This window comes from Lentzea sp. NPDC051838, from assembly GCF_040681245.1.
Classification (GTDB): Bacteria; Actinomycetota; Actinomycetes; order Mycobacteriales; family Pseudonocardiaceae; genus Lentzea.
The window spans coordinates 21857-38208 of the sequence record NZ_JBFAYI010000038.1 but is presented as its reverse complement, the minus strand read 5'-3'; the positions used below and the strand labels follow the sequence as shown (position 1 = coordinate 38208).

17 protein-coding genes are annotated in these 16352 nt (G+C 66.6%); 8 read left to right on the top strand and 9 right to left on the bottom strand.

The window, feature by feature from the left end:
* The first annotated feature begins 123 nt into the window (after positions 1–123).
* Complete coding sequence (locus tag AB0M24_RS42405; protein ID WP_363779850.1) at positions 124–1608, top strand: S8 family serine peptidase; 1485 nt, start codon at positions 124–126, stop codon at positions 1606–1608.
* 50 nt (positions 1609–1658) lie between these two features.
* Here the strand turns inward: AB0M24_RS42405 and AB0M24_RS42400 are convergent, their stop codons facing one another.
* The gene (locus tag AB0M24_RS42400; protein WP_363779848.1) at positions 1659–4541 is read right to left on the bottom strand and encodes a PQQ-dependent sugar dehydrogenase; all 2883 of its coding nucleotides are present in this window, start codon (positions 4539–4541) and stop codon (positions 1659–1661) included.
* A gap of 236 nt (positions 4542–4777) precedes the next feature.
* Entirely contained in the window at positions 4778–4930 is a 153-nt protein-coding gene (locus tag AB0M24_RS42395) for a hypothetical protein (RefSeq protein WP_363779846.1), read from the bottom strand.
* A 154-nt stretch (positions 4931–5084) separates the two neighbouring features.
* Between AB0M24_RS42395 and AB0M24_RS42390 the strand changes: the two genes are divergently transcribed.
* The gene (locus tag AB0M24_RS42390) at positions 5085–5678 is read left to right on the top strand and encodes a TetR/AcrR family transcriptional regulator (RefSeq protein WP_204766031.1); all 594 of its coding nucleotides are present in this window, start codon (positions 5085–5087) and stop codon (positions 5676–5678) included.
* Positions 5679–5709: 31 nt separating this feature from the next.
* On the top strand, positions 5710–6990 hold the full coding sequence (locus AB0M24_RS42385) for a cytochrome P450 (protein WP_363779843.1): 1281 nt from the start codon (positions 5710–5712) through the stop codon (positions 6988–6990).
* 166 nt (positions 6991–7156) lie between these two features.
* Here AB0M24_RS42385 and AB0M24_RS42380 read toward each other — a convergent pair whose 3' ends face one another.
* Positions 7157–8626: a peptide MFS transporter gene (locus AB0M24_RS42380; protein ID WP_363779841.1), complete on the bottom strand. Its 1470-nt coding sequence runs from the start codon at positions 8624–8626 to the stop codon at positions 7157–7159.
* A gap of 149 nt (positions 8627–8775) precedes the next feature.
* On the opposite strand from AB0M24_RS42380, the gene AB0M24_RS42375 reads away from it, so the two are divergent.
* Together AB0M24_RS42375 and AB0M24_RS42370 are read left to right on the top strand one after the other, a co-directional pair.
* Positions 8776–9339, top strand: coding sequence for a TIGR03086 family metal-binding protein (locus AB0M24_RS42375; RefSeq protein WP_363779839.1), 564 nt, complete (start codon positions 8776–8778; stop codon positions 9337–9339).
* Between the two features lie 85 nt (positions 9340–9424).
* Entirely contained in the window at positions 9425–10087 is a 663-nt protein-coding gene (locus AB0M24_RS42370; RefSeq protein ID WP_363779837.1) for a glycoside hydrolase family 75 protein, read from the top strand.
* Between the two features lie 335 nt (positions 10088–10422).
* Here AB0M24_RS42370 and AB0M24_RS42365 read toward each other — a convergent pair whose 3' ends face one another.
* Together AB0M24_RS42365 and AB0M24_RS42360 are read right to left on the bottom strand one after the other, a co-directional pair.
* Positions 10423–10890, bottom strand: coding sequence for a GNAT family N-acetyltransferase (locus AB0M24_RS42365; RefSeq protein ID WP_363779835.1), 468 nt, complete (start codon positions 10888–10890; stop codon positions 10423–10425).
* A complete protein-coding gene (locus AB0M24_RS42360) occupies positions 10887–11390 on the bottom strand; it encodes a DUF4262 domain-containing protein (RefSeq protein ID WP_363779833.1) in 504 nt (167 codons plus the stop codon). Before AB0M24_RS42360 ends, AB0M24_RS42365 begins: the two co-directional genes overlap by 4 nt.
* A gap of 139 nt (positions 11391–11529) precedes the next feature.
* On the opposite strand from AB0M24_RS42360, the gene AB0M24_RS42355 reads away from it, so the two are divergent.
* A complete protein-coding gene (locus AB0M24_RS42355) occupies positions 11530–12342 on the top strand; it encodes a helix-turn-helix transcriptional regulator (RefSeq protein WP_363779831.1) in 813 nt (270 codons plus the stop codon).
* On the top strand, positions 12342–12500 hold the full coding sequence (locus AB0M24_RS42350; protein WP_363779829.1) for a DUF397 domain-containing protein: 159 nt from the start codon (positions 12342–12344) through the stop codon (positions 12498–12500). The genes AB0M24_RS42355 and AB0M24_RS42350 overlap by 1 nt, the downstream gene beginning before the upstream one ends.
* Here AB0M24_RS42350 and AB0M24_RS42345 read toward each other — a convergent pair.
* Positions 12478–13215: an SDR family NAD(P)-dependent oxidoreductase gene (locus AB0M24_RS42345; protein ID WP_363779827.1), complete on the bottom strand. Its 738-nt coding sequence runs from the start codon at positions 13213–13215 to the stop codon at positions 12478–12480. The two genes, AB0M24_RS42350 and AB0M24_RS42345, sit on opposite strands and share 23 nt — an antisense overlap.
* 35 nt (positions 13216–13250) lie before the next feature.
* On the opposite strand from AB0M24_RS42345, the gene AB0M24_RS42340 reads away from it, so the two are divergent.
* On the top strand, positions 13251–13817 hold the full coding sequence (locus AB0M24_RS42340) for a helix-turn-helix domain-containing protein (RefSeq protein WP_363779825.1): 567 nt from the start codon (positions 13251–13253) through the stop codon (positions 13815–13817).
* 7 nt (positions 13818–13824) lie between these two features.
* On the opposite strand, the gene AB0M24_RS42335 is transcribed toward AB0M24_RS42340, so the two are convergent.
* The 3 genes from AB0M24_RS42335 to pdxT form a co-directional block, all read right to left on the bottom strand.
* Entirely contained in the window at positions 13825–14829 is a 1005-nt protein-coding gene (locus AB0M24_RS42335; protein WP_363779823.1) for an NAD(P)-dependent alcohol dehydrogenase, read from the bottom strand.
* 139 nt (positions 14830–14968) lie between these two features.
* Positions 14969–15718: a YebC/PmpR family DNA-binding transcriptional regulator gene (locus AB0M24_RS42330; RefSeq protein WP_363779821.1), complete on the bottom strand. Its 750-nt coding sequence runs from the start codon at positions 15716–15718 to the stop codon at positions 14969–14971.
* Positions 15715–16347: a pyridoxal 5'-phosphate synthase glutaminase subunit PdxT gene (gene pdxT, locus AB0M24_RS42325; RefSeq protein ID WP_363779819.1), complete on the bottom strand. Its 633-nt coding sequence runs from the start codon at positions 16345–16347 to the stop codon at positions 15715–15717. The genes AB0M24_RS42330 and pdxT overlap by 4 nt, the downstream gene beginning before the upstream one ends.
* Positions 16348–16352 lie beyond the last annotated feature (5 nt).

Genomic DNA, 16352 nt, shown 5'->3' with positions numbered 1-16352 from the left:
TCCGACCACATATAGGTGACCAATGCAATACGGCGAGTGAGTATCCGTGTACTACTCTCCGCGATGAGTTCGCGTATCCGCCGCGTGAGCAGAGCTTTTGAGACGCGTTCACAAGGGAGAACAATGCGGAAATTCCGGCTCGGACTCGCCGCGGCGGTTGTGCTAACAGGGCTGAGCACTCCCGCACAAGCCGCCGAAGACACCTACATCGTGGTCCTGCGGGAGCACATCCTCACCACGAACGTCACATCTCAATACGACGTGAACGTCCGCCACACATATTCATCGGCGCTGAACGGATTCAGCGCCACGATGACCGAGCAAAAGGCCGCGGAACTCAAGAAGGACCCGAACGTCCAGCTCGTCCAGCGCAACATCACCCACACCGTCAGCGACGCGCAGAACAACCCGCAGGCGTGGGGCCTGGACCGCATCGACCAGCGCACACTGCCGTTCGACCAGACCTACTACTACTCGACGGACGCGGCCAACGTGCACGCGTACGTCGTCGACACCGGCATCCGCGCGACGCACCAGCAGTTCGAGGGCAGGGTCAAGGAGGGCTTCGACGCCATCGACAACGACACCAACCCGGACGACTGCCACGGCCACGGCACGCACGTCTCGGGCACGGTGGGCGGCAAGGACTTCGGCGTCGCGAAGAAGGTCACGCTGCACGGCGTCCGCGTCCTGAACTGCAAGGGTTCCGGCACCACTGAACAGGTCGTCGCGGGCATCGACTGGGTCACCAAGAACGCGGTCAAGCCCGCCGTCGCCAACATGTCCCTGGGCGGCGAGGAAGACGACGTCCTCGACGCGGCGCTCAAGAAGTCAGTCGAGTCGGGCATCACCTACGCCGTCGCCGCGGGCAACTCCAACACGGACGCCTGCACCCAGTCCCCCGCACGGGAACCGAGTGCCATCACGGTCGGCGCCACGGCCCGCGACGACAGCCGCGCCTACTTCAGCAACTACGGCACCTGCCTCGACATCTTCGCGCCCGGCCTGGGAATCCTGAGCAGCTGGAAGGACTCCGACACCGCCACGCTCGACGCGTCCGGCACGAGCATGGCCTCCCCGCACGTCGCGGGCGCCGCCGCGCTCTACCTCGCCAAGAACCCCGCGGCCACCCCGCAGCAGGTCCGCGACGCGCTCGTCACCGCAGCGACGCCCGACAAGGTCACCAACCCGGGCCCCAACTCCCCCAACAAACTCCTCTTCACCAACCACGGCATCGTCCCGCCGCCGCCCACCCCCGGCTGCGGCCGCAAGACCAACGAGAACGACGTGCAGATCCCCGACGCGGGCGAGTACGTCGGCACGGCGATCCGGTACGCGGGCTGCAAGGGCAACGCCCCCAAGGCCACCAAGGTGGAGGTGACGATCAAGCACTCCGCCCAGAGCGACGTGCGGATCGAGCTCGCGGGCCCGAGCGGCCGCACGTACCTGCTGAAGGCCAACGGCGCCGGCACCAAGTTCCAGCCGTACTACACGGTCGACCTGTCGTCCGAAACCAAGAACGGCACCTGGCAGCTGCTGGTCCGCGACCGCAGCGAAGGTGACGTCGGAACTGTCGAATCCTGGGCCATCACCCTGCCCAAGAAGTAAAAGAAAGGGCGGGGCCCCGCAGGAGGCCCCGCCCTTCACCTAGCGAATTATCAGGTAGAAGCGTTCGACCGTCCGCGCAGCACGGTGTTCGCCGTGGACGCGTTCTTGATGGCCGTTTCGATCTGAGCCATCGTCGACGACGAAGTGATTCCAGGAACCACGTTGGTGTTCAACGCGTACAAAGTGAACGTGTACGGGTTGGTGGAACCACCGGGACAAGGTCCGAAGTACTTCAGCGAATTCGCACCCGAACCCATGGCCTTCTGCTTGGCACCACCCTGGTTCGGAACGTTGAACCCGGATCCGAGATTCTCCGGCAGCGAGGAAGCCGTCGCCGGAATGTCCCAGATCGCCCAGTGCAGCTTGTTGCCGTTGTTCGCCCGGTCGGCGAAGACAATCGCGTAGCCGGCGGCACCGGTCGAAGCACCCCACGCCAACGGCGGCGACGGGTCCTGACCCGCCGTACCGTCACCGGCACACGTGTACTTGTTCGGAATCATCGCGTCGTCCGCGAAGGCCGTGGACGACAGCTTGAAACCGGTGGGCGGGTTGCCGCCCGAGTACTGGATGTCGATCAGCAGGATGCGGTCGTTGTTCGCCGTGCCGTCCTTGTCCGTCGACGTGGTCAGCCAGATGTCGCCGTCGTGGTCGACCTCGACCGTGCGCAGACGGTTGTAGGTGCTCTGGAAGTACACCTTCTGGTCGACCAGCGTGTCGCCGTCGATCTTCATCCGGTACACCCGCTGACCCACGGTCGTCGCCACGAAGACGTGGTCGTTGATGATCGTCAGGCCGGAAGGGGACGCCTGCGACGTCGACCAGACCTTCTTCGGGGCGATGTAGCCGGAGCAGCTACCGGTCGTTCCCTCGCACGCCGGGTAGCCGTAGTTGCCGCCCTTGGTGATCAGGTTGACCTCGTCCTGCGTGGAGTCGCCGAACTCGGACTCCCACAGGCGGCCCTTCGAGTCGAAGTCGAGGCCCTGCGGGTTGCGGTGACCGAACGACCAGACCGCGTTGCCGAACGGGTTGTCCGACGGGATCGAGCCGTCGAGGTTGATCCGCAGGATCTTGCCGTTGAGCGAGTTCTTGTTCTGCGGGTTGTTGTCCGGGTTCTGCGCGTCGCCGACGGAGATGTACAGCTTGCCGTCGACCGGGCCGTACCGCAGGCGGCCACCGTTGTGGTAGCGGTTCTTCGCCATGCCCTGCAACAGGATCTGGTACGTGTTCTGAACGAGCGCGCCGTTCTCGTACTTGATCCGGATGACGCGGTTGCCCTCGGAAGCCGTGTGGTAGACGTACAACCAGTGGTCGGTGTTGAACGACGGCGACACCTCGAGGCCGAGCAGACCGCCCTCACCGTTCGTGCCGACGGCCTGGCTGATCTTGCCCGCCAACGTCTTCTGGCCGCTCTTGGTCAGCCGGTAGATGTTGAACGTGTTGCGCTCGCTGAACAAAGCCGAGCCGTCGGGCAGGAACACGAGGCCCCACGCCACGTCGACACCGGACGCGATCGTCGACACCGCACCGGGGTCGGGCGTGCCGGAAGGCCCACCCGCGGCCGGGGTCACCTTGATCTCGTTGGAGAGCCCGGACTGGTTGTTCTTCGCGTCCTTGGCCAGCACGCGGAACGCGTACTCGGTACCGGTGGTCAGACCGGCCACCGTCGCCGAGGTCGCGTTGCCGTCAGCGGACTGACGCACCGCGCCGTTGACGTAGATGTCGTAGCCCGTCACGCCCACGTTGTCCGTGGAGGCGTTCCAAGCCAGGTCGACGGACGTCGCGGTCTTGCCAGTGGAGCGCAGGTTGCCGGGAACCGAGGGGGCCTCGTTGTCCGGCGGCGCGGGCTGGGTGCGGCCGATGACGTTGTTGGAGGCCTGCGAGACGTTGTTCGCGGCGTCCTTGGCGAGCACGGTCCAGTCGTAGTCCGTGTCGGGCTGCAGACCGGTCGCGGTGGCCTGCAGGACGTTGCCGACGCTCGCGACGTGCTGGCCGTGCTGGTAGATCTCGTAGCCCGTGACACCGATGTTGTCCGTGGCCGCTTCCCACTTCAGCGACACCGTGGTCGCCGTCGAGGAGACGAACTGCAGGTTCTTCGGCGGCGTCGGCGGTTCGTTGTCGACGGGGCCGAGCCGGACCGCGGAGAGCTTGTCCGCGTTCGGGCCGCCGTTCGCGGTGGTCGCCGTCGCCCGGATCTTGTTGGCGCCGGCCTTCAGCACGACCTTCGCGGTGCGCGTCTGCCACGTCGTCCACGCGCCGGTGCCGGGGAACGACACGGTCTGCGCGGCGGCACCGTCCACCGTCACCGAGACAGGGCGGTCGACCGTCGTCCCGTTGGCGTACCGGAACGTCAGGTCGTGCTCGCCGGCCTGGTCAGCGGTGATCGTGTACTCGACGTACGAGCCCACCACGTTGTCGTAGTTGACGAACCCGGTGCCGGAGAAGCCGGCGTGGTTCGACTCGACGACACCCTGACCGATCGTCGCGTTCTCCGCTTCCTGCTCCAAAGCGGGAACGGCGTTGATCTCCTCGACGTCCAGGTAGTCGAGGTTGGGGCCACCCGTGGCACCGGTGGACGTGAGCTTGATCTTGTTCGCGCCCGCGTTCAGGTTCACCGTGTTGTCAACGGACGTCCACGTCGTCCACGCGCCCGTGCCCGCGAACGCGCGCTCGTCGACCGCGAGGCCGCCGTTCACGTTCACGTCGACCGGCCGGTTGTCGGCGGTTCCGTTGGCATAGCGGAAGGTCAGCTTCGCCTGGCCCGCCTTCGCCGCGTTCACGGTGAACTCGACGGAGCTCCCTGCGACGTTGTCGAAGTTGACGAAACCGGACCCGGAGAAACCCGCGTGGTTCGACTCCACCACGCCCTGGGAGATCGTCGCGCTCTCCGCTTCGTACCGGACGGGCGCCGCGAAGGCGCTTTCCGGTACCGACATCACTGCGATGGTTGTCGCGAACGCAACACCCATCGTGCCGAGCGCGCGTAACGCCCGGCCTCTGCTCGGTGCCACTGTTGTGCCTCCCACAAGACGGGTAGGGGGATCACTCCATGCGGCGGCGGGATTCAGTTATTGAATAGGAAAGTTTCCTGTCTGTCGCGCAGATCACACCACCACGTGACATGTCGAGTCAACCCCCTCCCAGAACTGCGGGAAAGCGCTTACCACGACCGTTACCCATCCCGGTTCTCCGCAAGTGCCGCGATGAGATCGGTGACCGTCCGGCTGAGCAGCAGATCGACCACGTGGACGCCTGTGGATTCACGCCGCTGCCACCCGAGGCGCTCAGCGAGCGCCGACAGCTTGATGATCTCCTGCGTCTCCATGGCGCTGGAGGATATTGGTGGCGCCGCACCCGTCTTCGCAGGCCCGGCCGATGATCCACTCGAAAGGGTCCCGCGCAGAAGATCACACAGTTGGACCCGTCCAATCCGTACGTACGGATTGGATTTCCCACCTCGGCCCTGCGACCATCTACAGGTGCCCAGGGTCAGCCAGGACCACCTAGACGCCCGCCGCCGCCAGATCCTCGACGGTGCGCGTGCCTGCTTCGCGCGCCACGGCTACGAGGGTGCCACGGTACGCCGTCTCGAGGAGGCGACGGGGCTTTCCCGCGGTGCGATCTTCCACCACTTCCGCGACAAGGAGTCGCTCTTCCTCGCACTCGCCGAGGACGACGCGCTGCGCATGGCGGACGTGGTGGCCGAACAAGGTCTCGTCCAGGTCATGCGCGACCTTCTCGACGAACCGGAGAAAAGGGACGAAGAGCACGCGGCGGATTGGCTCGGCACGCGTCTGGAAGTCTCCCGCCGACTTCGCACCGACCCCGATTTCCGCGCCCGCTGGGCAGAGCGGTCGGAACAGCTCACCGCCGCCACCCGCCAACGCCTCATCCGGCAGCGCGAAGCCGGCAACCTGCGCGACGACGTCGACGTCACCGTCCTGACGAGCTTCTTGGAGCTGGTGCTGGAAGGCCTCGTCTCCCACCTGGCCATGGGCCTGCCAGCGGACGACATGGAGCCGGTGCTCGATCTGGTCGAAGAAACCGTGCGCCGACACCGCCGGAGCTCTTGAAGCTTCTTCACGTAAGCCGCAGTGTGGAGGCATGTCCACGCTGAAGACCGCCGCCCAGTTCTTCGCAGTGCGCACGCTCCTGCGCGGCTATGCGCTGATCGGTGACCCGTACGCCAAGGTGATCACGTCTCCGCCGAACACCGACCCGTACCCGATGTACGAGAACGTGCGCGCCAAGGGCGACATGGTCCGCAGCAGGATGGGCGCGTACGTCACGACGTCGCGCGAGATCTGCGACTCGGTGCTGCGGGACAGCCGGTTCCTCACGATGACGTTCGACGAGGCGTCGATGGTGCCGATCACGCTGGTCAAGGACGGCGAGAAGATCGTCAACCCGGTGCAGGACTCGTTCCTGATGATGAACCCGCCGGACCACACCCGGCTGCGCAAGCTCGTCCAGCCGTTCTTCACGCCACGGGCGCTGAAGGACCGCAGCGAGTCCATCCAGAAGATCGTCGCGAAGTACCTCGACGGCCTCGACGGGCACTTCGACGTCGTCACGGAGTTCGCCTCCCAGGTGCCCATGCAGGTGATCGCGGACCTGCTCGGCGTGCCCGACGACGACAAGCCGACCTTTGCCCGTTGGGGCAGCGCGCTCGCGGAGACGCTCGACGGCGTCTGGTCGCACAAGCAGCTGAAGGACCTGCACGCCACGATCATCGAGTACAACGACTTCATCGACGGCCTGATGGACGAGCGCCGCCGCAACCCGCAGGACGACATCGTCAGCTACCTGGTCACGCAGCACGCGGACCTCAGCCGCGAGGATCTCGTCGCCACGACGGGGTTGTTGCTGTTCGCCGGGTTCGAGACGACGGTCAACCTGATCGGCAACGGCGTGCTGAAGGCGTTCGAGAACCCGCACACCGTCGCGCCGCTCGCGCAGAGCCCCGAGTACGCCGAGGGGTTCGTCGAGGAGGTGCTGCGACTCGACCCGCCGGTGCAGTACACGTTGCGGTGGCCGAAGGAGCGTCTCGAACTGGCCGGCGTCTCGCTCCCGAAGGGCATGCCGGTGATGCTGATGCTCGCGGCCGCGAACCGGGACCCGCGCGTCTTCAAGGACCCGCTGAAGTTCGACCCGACGCGGTCCAACGCGCGTGAGCACCTCGCGTTCTCCGCGGGCATCCACTACTGCATCGGCGCGGGACTCAGCCGCATCGAGGGCGCCATCGCGTTGCACGAGCTCTTCAAGCGCTTCCCGAACCTCGCCCCGGACGGCGCCGTCAAGCGTCGGAGGTCGAAGCTCATCCGCGGCGCGTTGCAACTTCCGGTACGAGCGAACGAAACCAAACGATCACTGGCGGTGAACTAGAGCTGACGTGGGGCGAAATTCGTCGCAGCACGTGCTCGACTTCACCCGGCTGGAGCAATGTTCGTGCCCCAATGACACATCTCCGTAGTGCATCCTTGAAGGCAGAGAGGGAGACCCGCCGCACCGCCGCCGCGACGGGCCTCCCTCTCGCCGTATCTCAAGGCTCTTACTCGACGCCCGCCATGAGCTTCCGGATCGCCGGAGCCGCCACCGCGAGAGCGACACCGAGCACCACGGCCGCGCCGCCCAGCGTGAAGAAGTACGCCGACGGGCTCGTCGTGTAGAACTTCACGAGCTGCGCCGCCACACCGGTTCCGGCCGACACCGCGAGGAACCACAGGCTCATCGTCTGCGACGCGAACGCCTTGGGCGCCAGCTTCGTCGTGACCGACAGGCCGACCGGCGAGAGCATGAGCTCACCGCACGTCATGATCAGGAACATCACGACCAGCCACAGCGGCGTCACCTTGCCGTCGGCGGCCGAGTTGCTCGCGAAGTACATGAGCACGAACGACAGACCGACGAGCACCAGCGCACCGGCGAACTTGCGCGGGGTCGACGGCGCGCGGTCGGCGAGCTTCAGCCACAGCCACGCGAACACCGGCGCCAGCACGATGATCATGATCGGGTTGATGGACTGGAACCACGCGACCGGGAACTCCCAGCCGAACACGTGGTTGTCCACGTGCGAGTCCGCGAACTCGGCGATGACCGACGCGCTCTGCTCGAAGATCAGCCAGAACATCGCCGCCGCGATGAACAGCGGGATGTACGCGAGAACGCGCGGCTTCTCCTCCGGCAGCGTCTTCTTGCTGCGCAGCATCACGGTGAAGTACGTGATCGGCAGGACGATCGACATGATGCTGATCATCAGGATGACGCCCTCGACGCCACCGGCCAGGTACGACACCACGCCCAGCGCGCCGATCACGACGACGATGCCGGCGATGAGGCCGTAGACGCGGCCCTTCTCCTGAGCGGGCAACGGGTTCGGCGCCACGGCAGCGGAGCCGCGCAGGTTCTTGCGACCGATCCGGTACTGGATCAGGCCGAGCGCCATGCCGACCGCGGCCACCGCGAAACCGGCGTGGAAGCCGACGCCGTCCGCCAGCGCACCGGTGATCAACGGCGAGACGAAGCCACCGATGTTGATCGCCATGTAGAACACCGTGAAGCCGGCGTCGCGACGCGTGTCGTGCTGCTCGTAGAGACCGCCGACGACCGTCGAGATGTTCGGCTTGAGCAGGCCGGTGCCGAGCACGATGAAGATCAGGCCCAGGTACACGCCCGCGATGCCGATGGGCAGCGCCAGGGCGATGTGACCGCACATGATCAGCACGCCGCCGTAGAACGTGGCGCGCTGGCCACCGAACACGCGGTCGGCGAGCCATCCGCCGGCGACACCGGACATGTAGACCGCGGTGCCGTAGATGGCGACCACCGAGAGGGCCAGCGCCTTGTCGACGCCCAGACCGCCCTCGGAGACGGCTGTCCACAGGTAGAGGCCGAGGATGGCCTTCATCCCGTAGAACGAGAACCGTTCCCAGAGCTCGGTGAAGAACAGCGTGGACAGGCCTCGGGGGTGCCCGAAGAATCCCTTGTCCTGCGCGGAGATGCTGGCGCTAGGAGCGCTCACAGTCATCGTCCTCTCGTGTCAACGATGTCACGGCGGATCTGGGGCACATTACGCCGGACGCTCGTACGGCTAGCAAATCGGGTTGCGTCCGAGTGGTCCAACTCTCATGCCGGGGTGCGCGATTGAGCCGAATTTGATGCACTGCTGGGATGGACTTGATCCAGGCGCACGGGTTGGCCATGACGGAGTTCGACCGTCGGGTGCGGGCGATCGCCCCCGACCAGTGGGTGCTCGGCACGCCCTGCCGGGAGTGGTCGGTCAGAGACCTCGTCGGACACCTCGTCTACGAGCAGCTCTGGGCCCCTGAGCTGCTCGCGGGGTGCACGGTCAAACAGGTCGGCGACCGGTTCGACCACGACAACCTGGGCGACGACCCGCTGGTGTCCTGGGTCGTGGCGGCCGCGGCGGCGCGCGAGGCGTGGCTGGAGCCGTCGGCGTTGTCCAAGCCCATAAGCGTCTCGTGGGGAACCATCGACGCCGAGGAGTACTGCTGGCAGATGACGACGGATCTCGCCGTGCACGCGTGGGATCTGGCGCGTTCCATCGGCGCGGACGAACGCATTGATCGTGAGCTTGCCTCAAGTGTTTTGGCGTACGTCGAACGAAACATCGCGGAATGGGGCGAAACTTCGATGTTCGACTCACCAGTACCGGTCGCCCCGGACGCGGACGACCAGACGCGACTAATAGGACTTCTAGGACGTAAGCCTTAGCGTCTTGACGGTCGTTGCTTAAGTTGCGCAAAGTAGTGCCACCGCCGCTTTCAGTCAGGAAAGTTACCTGTCGAAAGAGGTGGCAATGCGCAAGCTCGCCCCAGGGCTTTTCGCCGTGTCCGCACTCGTTGCGTCCGTCCTGGCCTCCCCTGCCGCCCAGGCCGCCGGTCCGAGTGCCTCGCAGCTGCTCGCCAAGCTCTCGTCGTGCCAGCAGATCTCCAGCGGCAAGTACCGCACCGACACCGAGACCGCCGCGAACATCCCGGTCTGCGGCAAGAACGGCGCCGTTTGGTACAAGGCCGACATGGACATCGACTGCGATGGCCAGGTCACGACCAAGTGCAACAAGAACACCGACCCGTGGTTCCAACCCGACACCGCCTTCCACGACTCGAAGGGCAAGCCGCTCGTCGCGGACAAGCTCCCGTACGTCGTGGTGCCGTCGGCCAGCGGCACGTGGGACTACCGCAAGTTCGGCATCCAGGGCGGTGGCGTCGTCGCCGTCATCTACAACAACAGGGTCGACTACGCCGTCGTCGGCGACACGGGCCCGTCCAACATCATCGGTGAGGCGTCCTACGCGTCCGCGGTGACGCTGGGCATCAACCCGGACCCGAAGAACGGCGGCACCGACGGTCCGGTGCACTACATCTACTTCAAGAACTCGAAGGTGTCCCCGATCGAGGACCACGGGAAGGCCGTCTCCCAGGGAGAGGCCCTGGCCCAGAAGTTCCTCAACGAGAACTGACCGTGCTTGAAGCGCCCCGCTTCGCATCCCCCTCTGCCTCCTGCGAGGCGGGGCGCTCCTCCCCCGATCGCGGCTTCCTCAGATCCCCCCGGACTGGTTGGCCGCGATGCATTTCTACAGGTTGATCGTTGTCCGGTGTCGGAGCGCTCCGAGCGGACAACGCACTCCGGACAACGTTTTGGTCTCCTCACGCGCGCCAGCCCCGGCGCCGGATGCGCCGGGGCTGGCGGGTGCCGGACGGATCAGCCGACGTGTGATCGACGTCCGCACCGGTGGTTGGTCGTGGGTGGACCGCTTCAGGAGCTTGCCAGTGTGGCGTGACCAGCCCCTGAACGTCAGATGACCTTCTGCTCCAATGTGACGCACCTGATGCCAACGGCGTCGTCGTGTTCGTGGGTTCGGACAAATCCGGCACTCTCGTAGAACCTCAGGTTCCCGTCGCTCTCCACGCCCGTGAAGAGCCAGACGACCCTTACCTGTTCCGGTGCCAGTGTGCTGATGCCGTCGAGCAGCCGCCTGCCGACGCCTCCGCCCTGGACGTCCGGCGCCACCGACAGCCGCGCGACCTCCATGCGGTCTCCGTCGATCCGGCTGCGCACCGAGCCGATCAGCCGTGCGCCTTGGAACGCCCCGAGCGCGGGTGTGCCGTCTCCGAGATGGTTCTTGATCTCCTGCAACGTCTCGACGAGCGGCGGCAGGTCCCACGCCCCGTACCTCCTGGCCTCGCCCAGGTAAGCGGCGCGCTGAACCGTCATGACCTCGCCGGCGTGCTCGGGCGTGATCGGTCCGATGTGGACGTTCACGGCCCGGTGACCCCCGGCGTCCAGCTCTCCGGCACTCCGCTCTCGGTGAGGATCATCTGGTGGTCGTGGAACCCCTCCGGCGCGTCCGGCTGCCACGGCCACTGTCCTTGCGGCGTCGGCACGATCAGCTGGATCGCCGCGAACTCCGACCCGTCGTAGAGCAGGTACGCACTCCCGAAGAACTCCGGGTAGAACCCCTTGTAGACCCGCTCGACCGTGAGCGGCACGCCGGGCTGGAAGAAGTTGTAGTACAGCTTCCCCGGCACGAACCTCTCGCCGTTGCTGGCCCTCGTGACGTACATGTTGATCACGTTCTCGCCCATGCCCTGCGGCAGCCCGATCACGACCGCCTCCGCCACGCCGAACCGGCGCCACGCCCCCACCGAGAACACGTACCCAGGACCCTCGGAGTCCGGGTTCACGACGATGTTGGTGTGGCCGTGCCGGTCGGCGGCGGAAAGCAGCCGGGCACGCAGTTCGATGTCCTCGTCGGAAAGCACGAAGCCCACCCTACGTGCCGAATATGGCTTAGAGCTGCTCCAAGGCTCCCACCTTCAGGCAGATTTGACGCGAAACGATGGAGTCCGGTCCACGTTGACTCCTACTTTCCTTTGCATGCCCAAGAGATCGTCCAGCGTGGTGGGCCGCGAGTTCGGCGCCGGTGTTCGTGCCGCCATCGGAAGCACGGGCCTCACCCAACGCCAACTCGCGGAGCATCTCGGCTGGCAGGAAGCCAAGATCTCCGACATGTTGGCCGGCAAAGGCGGCGTGACACGAGAAGAAGTCATCGCCCTCCTCGCCTACTGCCGCACAACCGCCGCCGAACGCGACCGCCTGGTCGCGCTCTTCGAGGAGACCGGGGAAAAGGGCTGGCTGCAATTCCCCGAAGACGGCGTCCCCGACCAGGTCCGCACCTTCATAGAGCACGAGAAGAGCGCCACGAAGATCGTCGCCTGGTCAGCGACGCTGGTGCCGGGAGTGCTTCAGATTCCCGAGTACATCCAGGTGGTCACCGAGGCTTCGCCCGTGATCGACGCAGCGGATTTCCCCGCGGTCGTCGCGGCCAGGATCGCGAGGGCGGAGATCCTCAACTGGGATCGCGAGTTCGTCTTCTACGTACACGAATTCGCGCTCCGGCTGCAGGTAGGCGGGATAGAGGTCTGGCGCGAGCAACTGGCTCATCTGCTCCGGGTGTCGGTGCGGACGTACATCAGCATCCGGGTCGTCCCGGCGTCGATCGGCATCCACCCCGGCACGACCGGCGGGTTCTACCTGCTGGAGTTCCCGAAGTTCCTGCCGCTCGTCTTCCTCGACAGCCTGAACTGCTGCTTGTTCTTCGACGACACCGAGACCGTCGAGGTGTACGAGACCACCCTGAAGCGGCTCGCTGCCGTCGCCTTGGATGAGGAAGAATCGAGGGCGGTGATCGACAGCATCTTGGAGGGGCACTGATGACCGTCTGGCGCAAGAGCAGCTACAGCGGCAGCAGCGCGGACTGCGTGGAGATCGGTACCGGCGTCGGCATCCGGGACAGCAAGGCGCCCTCGACCCACCTGCCCGTGTCGGCCGACGCGTGGGCCGCGTTCCTCAAGCTGGCTCGACACCAGTGAGTTCGACGCTCCTGTCCCACACCTGGGCAGCGAGCGTGACGTCCGCGAGCTGACCGCGGACAGGTTCGACCCGTGGTTCGCCGCGCAGTCCGAACACGCGCGGCCCCACCATCTGGCCACTTCGCAGGCTCGGGTCCAGCACGGCCTGGACCGCGGGCCAGGCACCGGCCTCCTTGTCCTGCAACAAAAGCGAGACGGGGAACCTGATGGTGTCCAGCGCGCCGCCGGGGTGGTTGACGATGCTCGTCACGGCACTCTGCCGCCGGGCGAGCTCGAAGCCGAACAGCATCTGGTCCTGCTTCGACCGGGCGTAGTCGTCGCCGTCCTTCACCTTCTTGCCGCGCAGGCTGCCGGTGGTGACGACCCGGCCACCGGCGAGCAGCGGCATCAGCCAGCCGACCAGCGCGAAGTGCCCGAGGTGGTTGGTGGCGTACATGAGCTCGGTGTCGTCGATCATGACGCCGCCGTTGCAGACGACCGCGTCGAGGCTGTCCAGCTCGTGCGCCGCGGCCTTGACCGAGTCGAGGTCGGCGAGGTCCAACTGCAGGTGTCGTAGGCGCGCGTCGGGCACAACAGACCTGATGGACGCCATCGCCGCGTCAACCTTCTCAGCGCTGCGACTGCCCATGACGACGGTGGCGCCGGTACGGGCCAACTGCAGAGCTACGTGGTAGCCGATGCCGGCGTTGGAACCCGTGACGAGGTAGGTAGGCATACCGACACCATAATCGGAGTGACTATGATTTCGGCATGACTTCGACAGGTCGGCGCGAACGCAAGAAGGCGGCCACCAAACAGGCCCTGGCGGAGGCGGCACGGCGGTTGTTCCTGGAACGCGGGTTCGACCAGGTCACGGTCGCGGAGATCGCGAACGAGGCCGACACGGCGGTGTCGACGTTGTTCGTGCACTTCCCCGGCGGCAAGGAGGCGCTGGTCCTGGGCGACCGGACGGAACGCGAGCAGTCGCTGACCGCCGCCGTCCGGGAACGTCCCGAGGGCGCGTCGATCCTGCAGGCGCTGCACGACTTCCTGGCGACGCGCGGCCCGTTCGACCCGGATCCGGAACGGCAGGACACGCGCCTCGCCGACCTGGTGGTCGCGACTCCGGCGCTGCGCGGCTACGCCAGGTCGTTGTGGACGAGCTGCGAGACCGCGCTCGTGGAGGTCATGGCGCGGGAGCACGAGGACGGTTTCGCGCTGCGGCAGGTCGCGCGGTACGTGCTGGAGATCCCCGACCTGGCGGGCACCGAACCCGACCCGCCCGCCGCGCTGGCCGCCGCGTTCGCGCGCCTGCGGCTGGCTTGGCCCGACCTCTGAGAACGCGTTATGCGGCGTCGACCGTGACGACGACCTTCGCCCGCGCGTGGTCCAGTTCGAGGTACCGGATCGCCTCCGGCGCCTCGGGCAGCGGGTAGGTCCGGTCGATGACCGGGACGACAGCGCCGGACTCGGCGAGTCCGGCCAGCGTCTCCAGGTTCGCTGTGCTCGGCGCCACGTCGAGCCGCAGCACGCGGTGGCGGACGAAGCGGGAGACCAGCCCACCGGCGATCGTGAGTCCCATCGGCCCGACGAGGCTGCCGCCGTTGGACACGCCGCCACCGGACAGCACGAGCGTCCCGGTGGGTGTCAGCGCCCGCCGGAGATGGGCCAGCGAGCGGTTCGCCACAAGGTCGAACACGACGTCGTAGCGCTGCCCGTTGGCGGTGAAGTCGTCCTTCGCGTAGTCGATCACGTGGTCCGCGCCGATCGACCGGGCCAGGTCGGCGTTGCGCGCGCTGCACACGGCGGTCACCTCCGCGCCGGACGACTTCGCGATCTGCACGGCGAACGTGCCGACACCGCCGGACGCGCCGTTGACCAGGAACCGCTGTCCAGGCGTTGCCCGTCCCAGGTCGCGCACACCCGTCAGGGCGGTGTTGCCCGCCGTCGGAATCGCCGCCGCCTGCTCGAACGTGAGGCTGGCGGGCTTGCCCGCCACCAGGTCCTGCGGGGCGCACACGTACTCGGCGAACGCGCCGTCGGCCCAGCCGAGATCGCCGAACACCTCGTCACCGGGCCGGAAGCGGGTGACCCCCGGCCCCACCGCCTCGACGACACCCGCGAAGTCGCGGCCCCGAATCCTCTTCTTGGGAGCGGACCACCCGAAGACGACCGGCATCGCGAGCCTCGCCAGACGAGGATCGCCCCGCATGACGTGCCAGTCGGCCGCGTTGACCGATGCCGCGCGCACCCGCACGAGCACCTCGCCGTCCGCGGGCGCCGGCTGGTCGATCTCGACCAGTCTCAGAGTGTCGTGGGAGCCGTATCTGTCCTGGACGATCGCCTTCATCGCAGGGCCTCCGTGGCGGCGCGGGTTCACTGGAGGCGAGCGTAGGGCGGGGATTCGGCGGGAACATCCGGGCAGATCCCCTAGCCCTTATGAACGAAAACGCCGGCCCCGCGGGACCGGCGTTCGTTGCGAGCGAAGGTCAGCCGACCTCGGCCATGACCTCGTCGGACACGTCGAAGTTGGCGAAGACGTTCTGCACGTCGTCGCAGTCCTCCAGCGCGTCGATCAGCTTGAAGATCTTCTTGGCGCCCTCGGCCTCGAGCTGCACCGACACCGACGGCAGGAAGCTCGACTCGGCGGACTCGTAGTCGATGCCCGCGTCCTGCAGCGCCTTGCGCACCGGGATCAGGTCGCCGGCCTCGGACACGACCTCGAAGGCCTCGCCCAGGTCGTTGACCTCCTCGGCACCGGCTTCGAGCACCGCCATCATGACGTCGTCCTCGTTCGTGCCCGCCTTCGGCACGATCACAACACCCTTGCGGCTGAACATGTACGACACCGAGCCGGGGTCGGCCATCGAACCGCCGTTGCGGGTCATCGCCGTGCGGACCTCGGTGGCGGCGCGGTTGCGGTTGTCCGTGAGGCACTCGATGAGCACCGCGACGCCGTTGGGGCCGTAGCCCTCGTACATGATGGTCTGCCAGTCGGCGCCACCGGCTTCCTCGCCGCCGCCGCGCTTGCGGGCGCGTTCGATGTTGTCCAGCGGCACCGAGTTCTTGCGGGCCTTCTGGATCGCGTCGTACAGCGTCGGGTTGCCATCCGGGTCCCCACCACCGGTGCGGGCCGCCACCTCGATGTTCTTGATCAGCCGCGCGAAGAGCTTGCCGCGCTTGGCGTCAATGGCGGCCTTCTTGTGCTTGGTGGTCGCCCACTTGGAGTGGCCGCTCATTTCTCCTCCGAACCAGTCAAACCACGAACCATGTCCACGAACAGGCGGTGGACGCGCTCATCCCCCGTGAGCTCCGGATGAAACGCCGTGGCCAGCACGTTGCCCTGCCTGACCGCGACGATCCTACCGGCGGCGTCGCCCGCCTCAGCCGTAACGGGCACCGTAGCGAGAACCTCCACGTCCCCGCTCACCGCCTCCACCCACGGCGCACGGATGAACACGGCGTGCACCGTCTCGCCGGCGAGGTCCAGATCGGTCTCGAACGAGTCGATCTGCCTGCCGAAGGCATTCCGCCGCACGGTGACGTCCAAACCACCGAGCTGGTGCTGGTCTTCGCGGCCGTCGAGCACGTTGTTGGCCAGCAGGATCATGCCCGCGCACGACCCGTACGCCGGAAAACCGGCAGCGATCTTGGCCTTGAGCGGCTCGAGCAGCTCGAAGTTGTCCAGCAGCTTGCTGATGGTCGTCGACTCGCCGCCGGGAATCACGATGCCGTCGAGCTCGTCGAGCTCCTCGGCGCGCCGGATGGGACGCGCGGTGACATCGCACTTGGCGAGGGAGATCAAGTGTTCCTGGACGTCGCCCTGCAGGGCGAGCACTCCGATGACGAGTGGGGCAGCGACAACCATGCCCA